Source organism: Helicobacter sp. 13S00482-2, assembly GCF_002272795.1.
Taxonomy (GTDB): Bacteria; Campylobacterota; Campylobacteria; order Campylobacterales; family Helicobacteraceae; genus Helicobacter_J.
Genome location: NZ_MLAT01000003.1, coordinates 124,742 through 140,948, shown reverse-complemented (window position 1 = coordinate 140,948; position 16,207 = coordinate 124,742). Strand labels below are relative to the sequence as shown.

Below are 16,207 nucleotides of genomic sequence, written 5' to 3'. Positions count from 1 at the left end.
CTAATAAAGTCTAGAAGACATAACGCATACCGACACTGCCATTAATATTGATGTCTTTATATGCAAAGCCCGCTTTTGCACCCAAACCTAGATTGACATAGATTCTTTTAAAGAGTTCAAGTTCTCCTCCAGCAGTGAGTGAGCCATAGGTATTAAGTTGATCGCCTTTTTTGTAACTGAGGGTATTATTGCCCACGAATCGGACTTCTTGATCTCCTTTGCTTAAAAGGAATACGTCTCTACTCACTCCCGCAATAAAATACCAATATGAATTTCCATTAAAATATTTCCTAGTTTCCAATGCTACATTCAGCGCAATATTGAATTTTTGATCCGCATTTGAATTGATAGCAAGATCAGAGTCATCAGGATTGTTAACCTCTCCTTTGATTTGCTTATTGCACAACAAATTCCCACCAGCACAAATAAAATATCCACTCATTCCGATTTGAGGTTTGAGGACGATAGATTTATTAGAAAGAGCAAAAACATAGCCGTAATTGAAATTTATATTGCCTGTAAAGGTGTTGTAATTATAGTTTTGATCAAGCTGAGAAAGAATAATGTCTTGAGAATAGAGATTTTCTTCATTATAGCCATAAGTCCCACTAACAGAGACATCGAACTCATTATTACCTGCATAAGCCCTATAGTAAAGCCCTACATTGGCATTGTAAGATTGATTTCTTATAATATCACCGTTGTATTTTCCTTGAGCATAGGCAAGATAGGCACCTATAATCTGATTGCTAATGAATCTATCATAGCCTACATTTATTCCATATAAGGTGCTGTTTCCACCTTCTACAAAACTGGCTGCTCCAATTGCGGTTGCCCATATGTTGTTTTTATAAGTGTTTCTATTGGCAAATTTATACACTGAAGCAATATTATTATCATTAAGAGCAAAATGTTTATTTTCTAAACTTCTGATAAGTTCTGCAAATGTTGGAAGATTTGCCTGAGTGTTTGAGAGTTTCACAAGTCTGCTAGTCCGATTAACATCAGTGGCCAGACGCACAGAATCTGTGGAGTTGTTTTTACGTTTTACAGAAGATAGCTGACCCATTGTGCTTTCGAGTTGTTTTGCTGTGCGTAAAAAATAACCCAAATCATTATCAAAAACTCTAGATTTTGCCCAAAGACCATTGTGTTTATTTATCATCAATTCTTGTAACCAGCCCATAACATCAGGACCGACATTGTTTATACCATTAATCCAAGCTATACCACCTCTTTTATATAGCCAGTATTCTATGGTATTAGGATCATAAGGATTGGAGTTGTCTATCTCGTTAATTTTGAAAGAGATTTGCTTGTCATTGGCTTTTATTTCTACATCAGCCCTAGAAGGTTTGCTTGTATCGCTATCATCATAAAGTCCTATTCGATCTGCCATTTCGTTATACAATGTATTGGCAGCCTCTTTGCTATCAGTGGATTTTAGTTGTTTGCCTTCTGCATTAATATAGATATAAGTAATGCTCCCTCCAGCTTTGAATAAAATATAGTTTTGATTGAGTTTTAAACCCTTAATGCTGTTCACTTTTATAAGAGGATTAGCGTGTCCTGATGAGTCTGTTTTATCATCATTAAAATAAAAAGTCGCATTCCCTTTTACGTTAATGGTGTTTAGAGTTTTACCATTTGGAGTGATATTGATGAATGCATTATTTTTGAGTGTGAAGTTGCCATTGATGGTTAGATCAGTATTCCCTCCATAGTTCATCTGCGCACCTTCTCCTAATATGAGGTTATTGAAGTTCACTCCATGAATACCTGCAAAGGTAATATTAGGGGCATAGGGAAGATCAAGTAGCTTGGTAACATTAAAATCAGTGATTTTGCTTGCATCTAAAAACGACCAACTCCCAATTTTTGCAGTTCCTACAGTTAGAGTGTCGCCTCCAGCACTGAATTTTAATCCAGATTGATCTAATCCAGAACCTCCACCCATAAGTTCGAGAGTATCTATACTTGAAGTGCCGATATTTGTGGTGAATTCTGAATAGTAGTTGTTAATGCTACCCCCATTCCCATTACCGATCTTCAAATAACCGATTTTAAAATTACTCATCTTGATACCAGCATTCTTATCCACGCTATTAGGTCTAGCTGCATATGCTTCCATAGAGCCAATTTCTATGGGACCTATTATCCCACTTAGATCTATTCCTACTTCATCAGTAACTGTTTTATTGGCCCATAAATAAATTGTTCCAGCATATTTAAAGCTTTTTCCAGAAGCCTTTAAGCTTGAATGATTTCGAACTTTAATGCTTGAAGCTTTGTTATCTCCTGTGATATCACCAGATGATTGAAGGTCTAGATGTCCAGATATTAATGCCCCATCACCTAGTGTGATGCTTCCACCTAGATAGATATTATCTGCTTTTATGACCATATTGGATTTTGCATTGTATGGTCCAATATTAACGATACCTTCTTCGCCTCCAACATCTTGATTTTTTCCTAGTGCAAAATCACTTCCCCTTGCATCTACGGTGAATGTAGCACTTGTGCTACCATAGTTGTTGTAGTTCAAATCCTTCATATAATAGACTGTATTTTCAGCTTTTCCACTCACGCCATTTGTCCAAGTTTGCTTTTGCAAAACAAGAGTGTAGTCTTTTGCTAAACCACTAGCTCCAGGTATACCACCTATGGAGCCAAACGCTGCAGCACCAGAACCGATTCCAAATACCCAAGTGCCAGGCTTAATATAAGGACTTGCATTTACATAATGTTTTCCAGTATCATATTTAAAACCGATACTTTTTTTATCATCACTGATAGAGTAATCAAGTGCGAGAGAAGATCCATCAGGAGTGTTGAAAAACATTCTATTTTGCAAAAGTTTCACAAAATCATCATAGCCACTTTCTCCACTTTTGTAGATTTTGCCATTATCATCACTAAACCAAATCCCATCTCTAGTTTTGATAATATTATAAGTTTGTCCTGCAACCAGTCCTGCTAAGGATACATTCACATTTATAGCAGCTTTTGGGACTTGTATTTGAACATCCTCTCCTTTTTCATTTTTTGAATTTTGGCTGGTCATTGTCATATTAAATGTAAAAGAACCATCAAGGACATCAATGAGATTTTTGGCATTCTTGCTTGAATCAGACCCTAAGGATATGTTTATTTCACCATTGTTAATGAAATTGCCCCCGTGAATTTGCAAGAATGTCCCATCATCTATATTCAGATCGCCTGTATTGGTATAAGATCCTTTGGATAGATATACACTTGCGTTGTTTTTCACGGTGATGTTATTTGTATATAAATTATTTGCATAGATAGCAGAGTTATTAAAGATGATTTTATTGATAGTTGTATCCCCGCTCATCCCCCCACCATTGGTATTGGAAGCATACAAGGCGGAGGTGTTATACATATCTAGGGTATCGGCGTTAAATGTTGTTCCGCTTTTGATGTATAGTTTTGCTCCGTTATTGAGCGTTATTTTCCCATCTTTTTGTGTGGTTGTGTTTGCATACAAGAAGGTCTGAGAGTTAGAAAAGGTTGCATTATTGATAGTTAAATTTTTAGCTTTTATGGTGGCATATGAGGAGATCAGATTTTTGATATTTATTTGATTGATGCTAGAGCCATCAAGAACAGCCCAAGAGTTCAGATTAGCTGTGTCAATATCAAGTGAGGTTCCACCACCTTTAAATTCTAAGGTTGTATTATCTACATTTGATGTTCCACTATCAAGATTTAGGGTTTCTATAGTGCTAGTTCCAATGTTATTATAAAAAATTGAACGGGAAGCTCCTTTATGGGCTAGAATTGTTCCAATGTCAAAATTACCTCCATAAATACTAGCAGTAGCAAGTTCTAGTGTCTTTATCGTAGTGTGTCCTTGAATACCTGAAAAATTTAATGTTGTATTTCCAGTAGTTGATCCATTCCCGACATTGATTTTTTGGGCATTAAAGTTACCTATACCTGAAACGATAAGCTCACTATAGTATCCAAGTAAAACATCTGATTGTAGCGTGATATTTTTGCCGTTGAGTTTAAATGTTGCTGTGGATCCAGCTAGGCCAATTCCTGCAATAGATCCATTTACCTTTAGATTTCCTGTGAGGGTAATATCGCCAAAGCCATGAGTGTCTATAAATGCTTGTCTACCACCTCCATAGTTAGTGAGATCAATATTTCCGACTGTCACACTTGCATGTGTATCCACCTTTGCTGTAGCGTTTGAGAGTAGGGCTGATCTTGAAGTGGTGAAAGTATCTATGTTGATATTACCATCCACACCTATTGCATTCATAGTGGCTTTTTCATAAAGATTGAGCGTCCCGATAGAGATATTATTGCCCTTTAAGCTTCCAGTGGCATCTAAATACATTCCACTAATGTTTGTGCTTCCTGAGATTCCACTAAAATCAAAGCTTGAGTTGCCTGTAATATCAACGGTGTTCTTTATCTCAGAAGAACTGCCATTTAAAATTAGCTTGGAGCCATCATATAGATAAATATGACCACTTGTTTGGATAGATCCACCCTTTAAGGTCAGTGTAGAAGCCTTTCTTAAGGCAATTGTTCCAGCTCCAGTGATTCCAACAATTCCTTCAAGAGTCATAACGACATTACCCGTTCCTCCTGCTCCAGATCCAATCTTATTTCCCAAATCAAGATTATTTCCAATGATGATATTTCTTGCTTTGAAATTCACTATAGTTGTGCCACCACCGTAATAGTTTGTAAAACTATTACCAGAGTTTTTTCCAATTTGTATTGTTGAGTTTGATGCTGTGATAGAGATTTTGTTACCACCATCACCACCAGCATAATTAAAGAGTCCAGAGAGATAGAGTGTGTCTGAATTTCCATACGAGGTAGATATGTCTTTATTAATAGCAGAGCTTGACCAAAAGTAATTTGCGGCATTACGCCAGTCGTATTTGGATGAAGTGTTTGAACGTATTTGGCTAGCATAAAGATCAATATCAGCTGAATATGCGGGCAATGCTACAGTACTGAAGAAGATAGAGATAAAAATATATTTTTTTATTTTCGAAATACCCTCTAACATTCAGACCTTCCATATAATGGGTTATGTTTCATACTTTTTCTGTTGTTTATCTACTGATTATACTACAATTCTAGTAACAATTTTATTAAAAAATCTAATCAAGTAGATTAATTTTTTTAAACAATGCGAAAATATTACTCACAAAACTTCCTGTGGAAAAACTTAAAACAAGAAGTTTATGAAGTTATTTGTGATAGTTTTCTAGAATATCTTTTTCTGGATACACAAAAAAACTCTTTCGTTTTACACTAATGGTAGGTTCATCAATGGCATAAGCCTGTATTGTGATAGGTGTGAAAGAATCTTTCGAGCTGTTATCTCCTAGTGTTTTTTTGGTTCTGATGATGACGATTTGTTTTGATTTCCCTCCTGCTTTTACACGTATGTCGTTAGTGGGTTGTTTGATGAATAGATCATCATTGTTTAGGATCTCAAAGCCATAAGAATGATCTTTTTTATCTGTGTTTTGAAATAAAAATACATACTCATTATCGATAGTATTAATATTTCTAATTTTATAAAGTTCGCTAGATCGGGTGATATTCAATAGCATTTGTTCTTTTTTGCCCCACATTGCTATCATAACACCAAATACGATAGCAAGAACTACAATATAAGCGATGGTTTTAGCTCTAAAATATCGGACTTTTGCCTTTGTCTGTAGAGAGTTTGGAGAACTCCATTGAACAAGCGAAGGTCGATTGAGCTTTCCCATCACATCAGTACATGCATCAACACATTCAAGACAATTGATGCATTCTAATTGCATACCTTTTCTTATATCTATGTGGGTAGGGCATACGCGAACACATTTTTCACAATTAGTGCATTCAGCCTCTAGATCTCGTTTTTTTGGAGCTTGAGGGATTTTTTCTCCTTCTTTGTCATAGACAATACCACCTCTAGATGAATCATATATTGCCATAATGGTATCATTATCATACAATACAGATTGAACCCTCGCGTAAGGACAAATATATATACAAAAGTTTTCAGCGATAAAAATAATATCAAAGATCAAAAACCCAGCAATACATAGCCAAAAAGTTATCAATATCATATGATCAAAAGGATCCAACAATGAAGGAAAAAATTCTTCAGGAGGTACAAAATAAAATAAAAATACTGCCGAAGCCATTAGAGCAATGATACTAAAAAGGATAATGGCGATTAGTTTTTTGATGTCATTAGAAAAAATGGTGTATTTTGGCTTTTCCTGCTTGTTGGATATTTTTTTACGCAAACCTAGCAAGGTGGTTTCTATAAAATCTCGATATATCACACGAAATATTGTTTGTGGGCAACTCCAGCCACACCAAATCCTTCCTCCTAGTGTGGTCATAAAAAACACACCTACAAATAAAATAATTAACAATAAAGGCATTAAGTAAAGTTGTTGAACGTTAAATGCTGTGCCTAAAAGATGTAATTCCATATGGTCAAATGATAATAAAAATATATGATTACCGTTGATTTTTATGAAAGGTAGAGATATTGCGATGATCGTGATGATGAAATAAACTAAATAGCGTCTTTTTCTGTATAAGACCCTTTTTGTGGAGGGTTGCATAGCTATATCCTTAGTGGTTGTTTGTTTGATTATCTGGCAAAATGCTAAATTTTATTTGCTTAGATTTTGCTGAGATGATTATTTTCTCATATGGTAATGATTTATTTTAACGAATGCGGAATCATTGTGTTTTCATCTTTATTATGGACTGAAGTTTTTTGATATTTGTTTTGGTAGAATTTGATTTTGAATTTAATACACATAAAGGACACATTGATGTTACAGACAATCAACCTCACAATGCGTTATGCAACAAAAAAACTGTTTGAAAATGTGAATATCAAACTAGACAAAAATAAACGTTATGGTCTTATTGGGGCAAATGGTGCGGGAAAAAGTACATTTTTGAAAATATTAAGTGGTCAAAATGAAGCCAGTAGTGGGGAGATAATCATTGAGCAAGGACTACGTTTAGGGGTATTAGGACAAGATCAGTATGCTTATGAGGAACTTAGCTTAAAAGATGCTGTACTTATAGGTAATAAAAGGCTTTATCAAGCCAGCAAAGAAAAAGAAAACCTCTATATGAACGGGGATCTTAATGACGATAAAATCAATGCACGACTTGGAGAGCTTGAGATTATCTGTGCAGAAGAAGATCCGATGTATGAATACGAGGTTGTGATAGAAAAAATTCTAGAAGATTTGGGATTTCCTGCAAATATCCATAATGAACCTATGAAAACACTTACAGGTGGAGATAAGTTTAAGATCTTATTAGCACAGGTGCTTTTTCCTAAGCCTGATATTTTGCTTTTAGATGAGCCCACCAACAATCTTGATCTTCACTCTATTACTTGGCTAGAAGAAAATCTCAAACGCCATGAAGGAACAATGGTTGTAATCAGTCACGACAGACATTTCTTAAATGCTGTTTGCACGAATATTTTGGATATGGATTTTCATACTGTACGTGAATTTAGCGGTAACTATGATGATTGGTATATTGCTTCTACGCTTATTAGCAAACAGCAAGAGGCTGAGCGTAACAAAAAACTCAAGGAAAAAGAAGAGTTGGAATCTTTTATCGCAAGATTTTCTGCTAATGCAAGTAAGGCAAAACAAGCGACTTCTAGACAAAAACAACTTGAAAAACTCAATATTGAGAGTTTGGCTGTTTCAAGTAGACGTGATCCAAGCATTGTTTTTAAACCTAAAAGAGCTATCGGGAATGAAGCTTTAGAATGCGAAGGAATATCGAAAAATTATGGCGATAAGAAGGTTTTACAAAATGTAAGTTTAAAAATTTTGCCTGGAGATAAAATTGCACTCATTGGTGGAAACGGTGTGGGTAAAAGCACACTTTGTAAAATCTTGATGGAGGAATTAAAGCCTGATACTGGAATCGTAAAATGGGGGGCTACGACTCAAAAGGGATATTTTCCACAAAATGTTAGTGAAGAGATTGGAGGCAAAGAAACCCTTTATGAATGGCTCAGAGGTTTTGACAAAAAAATGGATTCCTCTGAAATACGCACAAGCTTAGGTAGGATGTTATTTAGCGGAGAAGAACAAGAGAAAAGTATTGACGCACTTAGTGGTGGGGAAAAACATCGAATGGTTTTATCGAGGATAATGCTAGAGGGGGGAAATTTTTTGATTTTAGATGAACCTACTAATCACTTGGATTTGGAGTCTATCATTGCTTTGGGTGAGGCACTTTATAAATTTAGTGGGTGTGTGATTTGTGTGAGCCATGATAGAGAACTTATTGATGCATATGCTAATCGTATTATTGAATTGATTCCTTCTGATGATGGAGCTAAAATCGTTGATTTTAAAGGAAGTTATGAAGAATATTTATCATCAAGGAAATAAAAAGTGAATATAGCTCAAGAGATAAATCTTCAATACAATTGGCAGCAAGCAAAAGCCTGTATTTTTCGCAACTATAATGGCGGGTATTTTCATCTTATCAAAGATTTTGATAGACTTGATACAAAAGGAATTTTAGGCTTAGATCAGGAAATTTCTAACTTAGAAAAAAATACCTCCGCATTTTGTGAGGGAAAACCAGCTTCAAATGTTTTGCTATGGGGTGCAAGAGGATGTGGGAAAAGCTCTATTGTTAAAGGTGTTTTATCTTCTTTTCTTTTTCGTTATTCAAATCTGAGAGTGATCGAGATAGAAAAGATAGATATTTGGGTATTGCCATTTCTGATAGATAGTCTTAGAGAGAGTGAGTTTTTGTTTATTATTTATTGTGATGATTTGTCTTTTGATGCTGGAGATACAAGTTACAAGTCTTTAAAAAGTGTCCTAGAAGGATCGTTAGAGAAAACTCCAAAAAATATTCTAATGTATGCTACTTCCAATAGAAGACACCTTATTTCTGAAGCTCAAGAAGTGCAGGAAATCCATCAAAGTGATGTTTATGATGAAATTATTTCTTTAAGTGATCGTTTTGGTTTATCTATGGGTGTGTATGCTCTTGGGAGTGAACAATATTTAGATATTGTGCGAAGTTTATGTGAGAGCGAAGATGAGTTCAGAAGCATCAAGCAGTTATCTCTAAATTATGCAGGAATGAAAGGAAATCGTAGCGGCAGGAGTGCAAAAGAATTTTATAAACTCTATAAAAATGGAATCTTGAGTAAATAAACTCACATTTTAATTGATCGAATATGCAGATAGCATCGGCTTAAAATCTCACTAAGTTTATCAAGATCTTGAATTTCTGAATAACTCACACTCACAAGTTCTCGTGATTGTGTTTCATCATAACCCATTTGTTGAAGCACAAATGAAGGTTTAAAAAATCCAAATAAACATTCTTGACCATTGATGGCATAAACTCCCTCTATTAGGAGTGCTTGGAGCAATAGTCTTGCTTTTATGGATCTAAATCTTAATGGAAGAGTATTTGGAAGAGTATTCTGGAGTGGTGCAAATAAAGATAAATTTTCTTTTAATATAGATTTGAGTTTTTTATAAAATATATTTTTTGTGTCTTTTCCTGGAACGATAGGTGGGGTTTTGATGGCGTGTGATAATGCATCAAAAACTCTAATATTACCTAGAGTGGGACAGAGTAAATTGGAAGCAAAAAAATCCTTTGTGATGATAACTCCATTTCCTCTCAATACACCAACTGATTCGGAATTGAGTAAGAAAATGGTATTCTCATCTATTATGTTGGGGATAGGAATTTTGCAACTTTGAGCATAAGATATATCAACAATGAGGATAAAATCTTTTAATTCGTTTTTGAGTAGTTTTTGGATTTCGATGATGTTATTGATGGTGAGTAAATCTTGATTTACAAAAGGAATGATAAAACAATTACATTTCTGAGTGAGGGCTTCTTTGATAGAAGTCATTTCCAATACACCACTTTGAAAGTTTATGGTGAGTTTGCAAGTTTTATTTTGAAGATGTTTGATAGCTTCATTGGCCTGCTGATGGTTGGAAATAGCATATGCAATTTGATAAGATTTTGATATCTGTGATAACAACGCAAACCAATCAGAAAAACCAAAACCAAAAGGATATGCATAATCCCCCCCAAAGATTTTAGCGAGTTCTTCTGATTTTTCTTTAAGATGTGTATTTTCTTGGGGAATCATAGGGGAGAGATTGGGATATGTACAATCAAGCAATATTTGGTTGGCTTTGGTATTGAGGGGGTAGTTTTGTAAAAAATCTAGTCTCATTTTTCACCTTTGTATTTGAAGGTGCGTTTGCCATCTGTGTTGATAATATCTTCAAAATTATCTAGATGATCTAGATATGCTATGAGATATTTTCGACTCAAGGGGAGTTTTTGCTTTAGAATGAAAATATCTACATAACCATTTTCTTTTATAAGCTCACGCAAAGTTTTTTGAATGCTAATCAAAGTATCTGTAGCTATGAAAAGATTGTGTTGAAGACGAATAATTTTTTGAGCTTTGGTGAGTGTCTTGAGGGCATTATCCCCACTTTTTCTATCAATATCAAGCTCCTCGTAAATATCATAGGGAGCTGCTGGAGAGAATCCTTGTGAAGATATTTTATCATAAAGTATTTCTTGTAGGTATTGTGAAATATTTTTGATATTGTTTTGTTTAGATAAATAAAATCCCTCTTTTTTGTGAATTTTTTCTTCTTCTAATAGTGAATCTAAAGCACTTTGTATGAATACCAAAGAAGCCCATTTCAGTTTTATATTTACACTAGAAGCAGATAGGAGTGCATTTTTATTTTTGATGAAAATTTTCAATATTTCTTCTTTGATTATTTTGAATGTTTCTAGATGGTAGATGATGAGATTTTTTTCATCCACAAACACCTCTGGGAGTGTTTTTGCTATTTTTAATGCTTGAATATGCGAGAGGTTGAAGCGTTGAGTACTGCTAATAAGACCAAATCCTCTTTTATGAATATAAGAGCAGATTATAAAAGCTTTTGCAAAGTCTTTTTTAAAGACACTATCAAGATAAATGAGTTTTTGCTTTTTTTTCATTGGATCTGTTATAGGGCAGAGAATTTCTCCCCCACCAATACTGCTTTGAGAATTTCTCAAGACAAACTTTTCGCCAAAAATACCAAAGATCTTTTCATCGGTTTTGATTGTAGCAAAACAATGATTTTGAGATTCTTCAGGGGTTCTTAATAGATAGATTTTTGCATTACATTTTTTTGATCCAATGAAAAATTGCACACTATTATTGTGAAAGGATTTTATCTCTCCAAGTGGGTATATGACCACATCAAATTCATCAAAACCCCGCAAATAGCCTTTTTTACTTAACAAATATCCTCTTTTTAAGTCAGATGGATGAACAGAACGCAGATTTAAAGCGATTCTTTGACCCATCTGTGCCTCTTGTATCTCTGTAGTATGATTTTTGATTGTTTTAATACTTGTTTCTGTATTGAGTTCGCAAATGTATATTTTTTCTTCTTTTTTTATATTTCCACTTATAATTGTTCCTGTTGTGATTGTTCCTTGCCCACTAAGACTAAAAGTTCTATCAATGTAATATCGAAAGAGTGATATATCCTCTTTTTTAGGTGTTTGTGCGTTTAGTAATAGGTTCAAAAGATGTTGATGAGTGCTTTTGTTAAAAATACTAAATGTCGAAATATTATTAAGCTTTGTGTTCCTGAGTTTGGAAAATATTTCATTAATTTGTTTTTTTAGATCTTTGAATTCTTCATTTGGTGGAAATAAGTCTATTTTGGTAATGATGCAGATAGCTTCTTTTACACCTAATATGTCTGCGATTTGTAAATGTTCTAGGGTTTGAGGCATCACACCATCATCACAAGAAACCACAAGAAGAAGAATATCAATTCCAAAAGCCCCTGCAATCATATTTTTGATAAGCTTTTCATGTCCTGGAACATCCACGAAAGAGATATTTTTACCATTTGGTATAGAGGGTGTTGGGGGGAGTTTTAGGTTAGAAAAACTAATATCTAATGTGATGCCTCTTTGTTTTTCATCTTCTCTTTGATCCCCATCAAAACCGTTGAGAGCTTTTATAAGACTTGTTTTACCATGATCAATGTGCCCAGATAGGCCAACGATAAGATTATTTTGCATCTTCGATATCAATTTGTAGGAAAATATCATAGATTTGCGAGAATTTTGTAGGGGAGAGGCAACGCATATCTAGGAGAATTTTTTCACTCTGAATTCTGGCTATGAGACCTCTTTGACGAATTTTTTCATTTAGGATTTGTGTTTTTATTTTACTATGATATAGGGCAATACCATAGGAGGGAAAATCCTCTTGAGGCAAACTTCCTGCACCTGCTTTTGAAGATAATGGAGTGATTTCACATCGAAGGTTTGAAATTTTTGTGAGCAGGGTCAATAAGGATTGAGATTTTTTCAAGAGTTCTTCTTGGGATTGATTGAACATAGCTATGGTGGGGATAGTTTTTGTATTTTGTTCTAAATACGCTCTAAGAGTGGCCTGAAGTGCGAATATTGTGAATTTATCGACACGTAGGGCTCTTAAAAGGTGATTTTTTTTGAGTTTATCAATCAAATTCTTTTTACCAAATATAATACCTGCTTGAGGGCCTCCTAAAAGTTTGTCACCACTAAAACTTACTAGGCTAGGTTTATTTTTTGCAATATCAATCAAAGAAGGTTCAGATCTTGTATTGATGCCTTCAATATAACCACTACCAACATCATAATAATCAATAAGATTATTTTTTTTAGCTAGTTTTATGATATCCTCATATGGCACTTGCTCGGTGAAACCAATCTGTTTAAAATTACTCTGATGAATTTTTGCAACCATCGTGCTTTCTTGCGAAATAGCATTTGTATAATCATTTAAGTGAGTTTTATTTGTGCTCCCAACTTCTTTGAGTATTCCCCCTGCTGAGGTAATAACTTCAGGTATGCGAAAGCTTCCCCCGATTTCTACTAGCTCTCCTCGTGATATGATAACTTCTTTGTCTTTAGCAAAAGTATTGATGATGAGCAAAACTGCACTTGCATTATTATTGACCACGATAGAATCTTCACAATCAAAAAGAGCAGAAATCAGCACAGAGATATGTTGATACCGTTCCCCTCGTTCTCCTTTTTCTAGGTTGTATTCTAAGTTATTGTATTCACAGAGTAGGGGAGTGATTTCTTTTATCAAATCAGGTGAAAAAATACTCCTGCCCAGATTTGTTTGTGTGATCACCCCTGTTGCATTTATGAGTGGAGTTAAAGTTGGTGAGAGGGTTTTTCGATAAATATTTGATATTTCATTCACGATAATTTCATAATCTGGACATGCCATGCCTCTTAGAGCATTTTGACGAAGCATTTCTATGTAGGTTTGAATGATTTTTTTGAGCAATGTGATATTGTGATGAGCAAATACTTTTTCTTTGAGGATCCTATCTATTTTTGGAAGTTTGGACAGTAATTCTCTCAAAAGAATCCTTTTTAAGTGATCTCAAATCAATATGATTATATGATATTCACCTTTAAAAGGCTATAAAACTTTTTGAAGATGGGGGGCAAGTATAACTGGTGTATGCCTTGGGCTTCAAACCCATAGAGTGTCTAGGTGTCTAGGTGCTGGGGAGTTCGATTCTTCCGCCCTCTCGCCATAAAATGAATCACTCATTTTTTAGCAACATTGTTTTATCGTCCTGTTCTATATAGATTGCTTCTAAAAAAATCAAAATCTACAGAGATTTCATGTCCAAATTGTGGTGTAATGCTGTATTAGCAAATAAAACAAAGTTATTTTTAGTAAATTAACTGTAAATATTTTAATATTTGCTTTTGTTTTTCAAGGAGTGTGTCTGAATAAAAATTTTGCACTCATATTGCTCTTGAAGGCATAGGAGAAATATTCCCATCATTATAAACATTAGGCATGATATGTCAATAATTCTAAGATTTTTTCTTATCTGCTTGTTTCTGAATTTTGAATCTTTTATAAATTTAATATAATTTTTATAAAAATATACTTTTAGATCATTCTAGGAATGTTTTATTGTTTTATTTTTGGATTGAATTTTGTCTAGTTTCTTTCATATTTTTCGAATATATGCCAAAGATTTTTTATAATCAATGTCTTATAGACTATAATTGATATAACGTTCATTTGGTATTCTACTAATATCTTCATTCATAGACTTAACAAATTTCTCTACTTGCGGGTCATCAAGCATTTTTATGGCGTATTTTAATTTTTGTATTCCTTGCTTTTTTAGTTTTTTACCTTCAAAGGTTTTAGTATCTAAGATGCTTTGGTATTGTTTTTTGAGTGCATCATACGCATCATCTTCATTTAGCTTTGCTTGATGTTTTTTATAATCTCTATAAACAAATAGAGGCAAGTCTCATCAATATTGGGGTATTTCTTTTGTAGTTCTTTGTATGTTTGTAAAAGTTCTTGATTTTTTAGTTGTTCTGTGGCATTATTGCGGGGAAGATCTTCAGAGGTTTTAGAGAGAGTCTTCTCTAAAGTATCAAGGGTAGAGTCGAACGTCTTATCCTTGCCTCTTATATCTTCATATGCTGTTAATATCCAATGATTCTCACCCTTATTATGAAATCCTTTAGATAGCCCTATTTTATAATTATCTTTTACAACGGTATGTATTCCTGCTTGTTTTGTTACTATCTTCCCTTTCTCTATAATCTCAGGAATCTTATCTATCACTTCAGGGTGTTTATCTACTCTATGGGCTAATCCCATTTTCTCATTACCCCATACCAAATCAATATCTCCTAAGCCTTCTTTATGGAAAGCTCCTTGTACCTGTCCGCTTTTAGTTTCTAAAAGCTTATTGATAGCTTCTTTGCCTTTATGATAGTACTCAGGATAGTTAATTCCAAAATCATTGATAGTTTCTAGGGGTTTGTTTTGATCTTTAGTTGTTATATGACATTATTAGGAGGAAGATTGTTTTGCAACGACTCGTGCTGAAGTTGTAAATGAAAACCATCGCTGATGCTCATAGGCTGGCTTGGATAATCTTTATAAGCAGTTAATAACCATCTTTTTTATCTCCTTTAAGACTTCAAATAAAATAATGGAAGGGCATCAAACATATCTTTATTTCTATCGGCTTAACTTTAAAGCAAAATACTTATATATTAAATATTTGATCTTATTTTTTGAATTATATCTATGATGTTTTTATTAAAGTCGATGAATACAGAGATAAAAAAATCTTTAAAAGCAAGGATTGCCATATATCGAAATTGTATATTGAAATTCATACAACTGAAATCCCCCACTGTTTTTTCTCTTTTAGATAGCAGAGGGGAATCTCTAGTGATTATTTGACTTGAACGTGAACAGGCTTTGTGATATTAGTCGTGATGTCAGTCATATTTTTATGTGCTTCAGCTTTGGATTTATAAGGTCCGATCAAATATTTTGTAACCATTTCACCATTTAATATTGAAGTTTGAGTGCGATAGCTATATTTCTTGATCTTATCCATAAATACTTTATTAGGAGTTTTGTTAAAAACACCTACTTGTAAATAATAACCAGGAGTGGCGTTAGAACCATTTTTGACTGTGTGAGCTTCTTTTGCTGGTTTAACTTCTTTTTTTGTCTTAGGAACAGTCTTTGTTGTAGTTAGCTTTGTAGTTGGTTTTATTGCTGGGACAGTTTTATCATTTTTTGGCATTGGTTTTATGGTTTCAGTGGTCGGATTGTCCAATACTCCTAATGATTTTTTATCTTTTTGTGCATCAATAGGAAGCATTTCATCAGTAGAATCTTGAACGGGTGGACTGAAATGTGTATCTTCAGCTTGATTGTCATTGGCTAGTTGTTTTGATTTGATATCTTTTACAATCTTATCGAATTTACTATCCTCATCAGATTTTGACATATCATCAATAGGCATATTATCAAAATCATCATTCAGGTCATTCCCAGTTGTGACGTTGTGCAATGTATCCATTTTTTGGATTGAATTATCCGCCGCTAAAGCTGGCTCTTGATGATCTTGACTTTTCATTTTCCAAGCCATTAGAAGTAATATCAAAATAACTACAATAGCTATGATAATCACCAAGAATAATTTCTTTGTTTTTGATGATTGGTTGTTATTGCTATCTCCTAGCAAAATTTCATTCAATTCTTTTTTCTCTTCCATTTTTTACT

At 34.0% G+C, this 16,207-nt stretch carries 10 protein-coding genes and 1 tRNA gene; 3 read left to right on the top strand and 8 right to left on the bottom strand.

Annotated features, from left to right (window positions below; all coding sequences use genetic code 11):
• Window positions 1-10: 10 nt before the first annotated feature.
• The gene (locus BKH42_RS02740) at window positions 11-5,056 is read right to left on the bottom strand and encodes a vacuolating cyotoxin family protein (RefSeq protein ID WP_095294624.1); all 5,046 of its coding nucleotides are present in this window, start codon (window positions 5,054-5,056) and stop codon (window positions 11-13) included.
• 184 nt (window positions 5,057-5,240) lie between these two features.
• Window positions 5,241-6,626 (bottom strand): cytochrome c oxidase accessory protein CcoG, encoded by a 1,386-nt coding sequence (ccoG, locus tag BKH42_RS02735; RefSeq protein ID WP_095294622.1) that lies wholly within the window; start codon window positions 6,624-6,626, stop codon window positions 5,241-5,243.
• 216 nt (window positions 6,627-6,842) lie between these two features.
• On the opposite strand from ccoG, the gene BKH42_RS02730 reads away from it, so the two are divergent.
• Both BKH42_RS02730 and BKH42_RS02725 read left to right on the top strand, forming a co-directional pair.
• Window positions 6,843-8,444 (top strand): ATP-binding cassette domain-containing protein, encoded by a 1,602-nt coding sequence (locus BKH42_RS02730; protein ID WP_095294620.1) that lies wholly within the window; start codon window positions 6,843-6,845, stop codon window positions 8,442-8,444.
• Window positions 8,445-8,447: 3 nt separating this feature from the next.
• The gene (locus tag BKH42_RS02725; protein ID WP_095294618.1) at window positions 8,448-9,227 is read left to right on the top strand and encodes a DUF815 domain-containing protein; all 780 of its coding nucleotides are present in this window, start codon (window positions 8,448-8,450) and stop codon (window positions 9,225-9,227) included.
• 2 nt (window positions 9,228-9,229) lie between these two features.
• Here the strand turns inward: BKH42_RS02725 and BKH42_RS02720 are convergent, their stop codons facing one another.
• Genes BKH42_RS02720 through selA form a run of 3 tightly spaced genes read right to left on the bottom strand, consistent with a single transcriptional unit; the run spans window position 9,230 to window position 13,501 of the window.
• Entirely contained in the window at window positions 9,230-10,279 is a 1,050-nt protein-coding gene (locus BKH42_RS02720) for a hypothetical protein (RefSeq protein WP_095294616.1), read from the bottom strand.
• Window positions 10,276-12,156, bottom strand: coding sequence for a selenocysteine-specific translation elongation factor (gene selB / locus BKH42_RS02715; protein ID WP_257874235.1), 1,881 nt, complete (start codon window positions 12,154-12,156; stop codon window positions 10,276-10,278). Before selB ends, BKH42_RS02720 begins: the two co-directional genes overlap by 4 nt.
• The gene (selA, locus tag BKH42_RS02710) at window positions 12,146-13,501 is read right to left on the bottom strand and encodes an L-seryl-tRNA(Sec) selenium transferase (RefSeq protein WP_095294613.1); all 1,356 of its coding nucleotides are present in this window, start codon (window positions 13,499-13,501) and stop codon (window positions 12,146-12,148) included. Before selA ends, selB begins: the two co-directional genes overlap by 11 nt.
• Before the next feature lie 80 nt (window positions 13,502-13,581).
• Here selA and BKH42_RS09410 point away from each other — a divergent pair.
• Window positions 13,582-13,679, top strand: a tRNA-Sec gene (locus BKH42_RS09410).
• Window positions 13,680-14,153: 474 nt separating this feature from the next.
• Here the strand turns inward: BKH42_RS09410 and BKH42_RS02705 are convergent.
• The 3 genes from BKH42_RS02705 to BKH42_RS02695 all read right to left on the bottom strand — a co-directional run bounded on the left by BKH42_RS02705 (window position 14,154) and on the right by BKH42_RS02695 (window position 16,199).
• On the bottom strand, window positions 14,154-14,417 hold the full coding sequence (locus BKH42_RS02705; protein WP_095294611.1) for a hypothetical protein: 264 nt from the start codon (window positions 14,415-14,417) through the stop codon (window positions 14,154-14,156).
• Window positions 14,369-14,875 (bottom strand): hypothetical protein, encoded by a 507-nt coding sequence (locus BKH42_RS02700; RefSeq protein ID WP_257874238.1) that lies wholly within the window; start codon window positions 14,873-14,875, stop codon window positions 14,369-14,371. The genes BKH42_RS02705 and BKH42_RS02700 overlap by 49 nt, the downstream gene beginning before the upstream one ends.
• Window positions 14,876-15,365: 490 nt before the next feature.
• Window positions 15,366-16,199, bottom strand: coding sequence for an SPOR domain-containing protein (locus BKH42_RS02695; RefSeq protein WP_095294607.1), 834 nt, complete (start codon window positions 16,197-16,199; stop codon window positions 15,366-15,368).
• Window positions 16,200-16,207 lie beyond the last annotated feature (8 nt).

Coding starts and splice junctions, on each gene's coding strand:
- BKH42_RS02740 (WP_095294624.1), bottom strand. CDS start 5,056: ATGTTAGAGGGTATTTCGAAAATAAAAAAATATATTTTTATCTCTATC.
- ccoG (WP_095294622.1), bottom strand. CDS start 6,626: ATGCAACCCTCCACAAAAAGGGTCTTATACAGAAAAAGACGCTATTTA.
- BKH42_RS02730 (WP_095294620.1), top strand. CDS start 6,843: ATGTTACAGACAATCAACCTCACAATGCGTTATGCAACAAAAAAACTG.
- BKH42_RS02720 (WP_095294616.1), bottom strand. CDS start 10,279: ATGAGACTAGATTTTTTACAAAACTACCCCCTCAATACCAAAGCCAAC.
- selB (WP_257874235.1), bottom strand. CDS start 12,156: ATGCAAAATAATCTTATCGTTGGCCTATCTGGGCACATTGATCATGGT.
- BKH42_RS02695 (WP_095294607.1), bottom strand. CDS start 16,199: ATGGAAGAGAAAAAAGAATTGAATGAAATTTTGCTAGGAGATAGCAAT.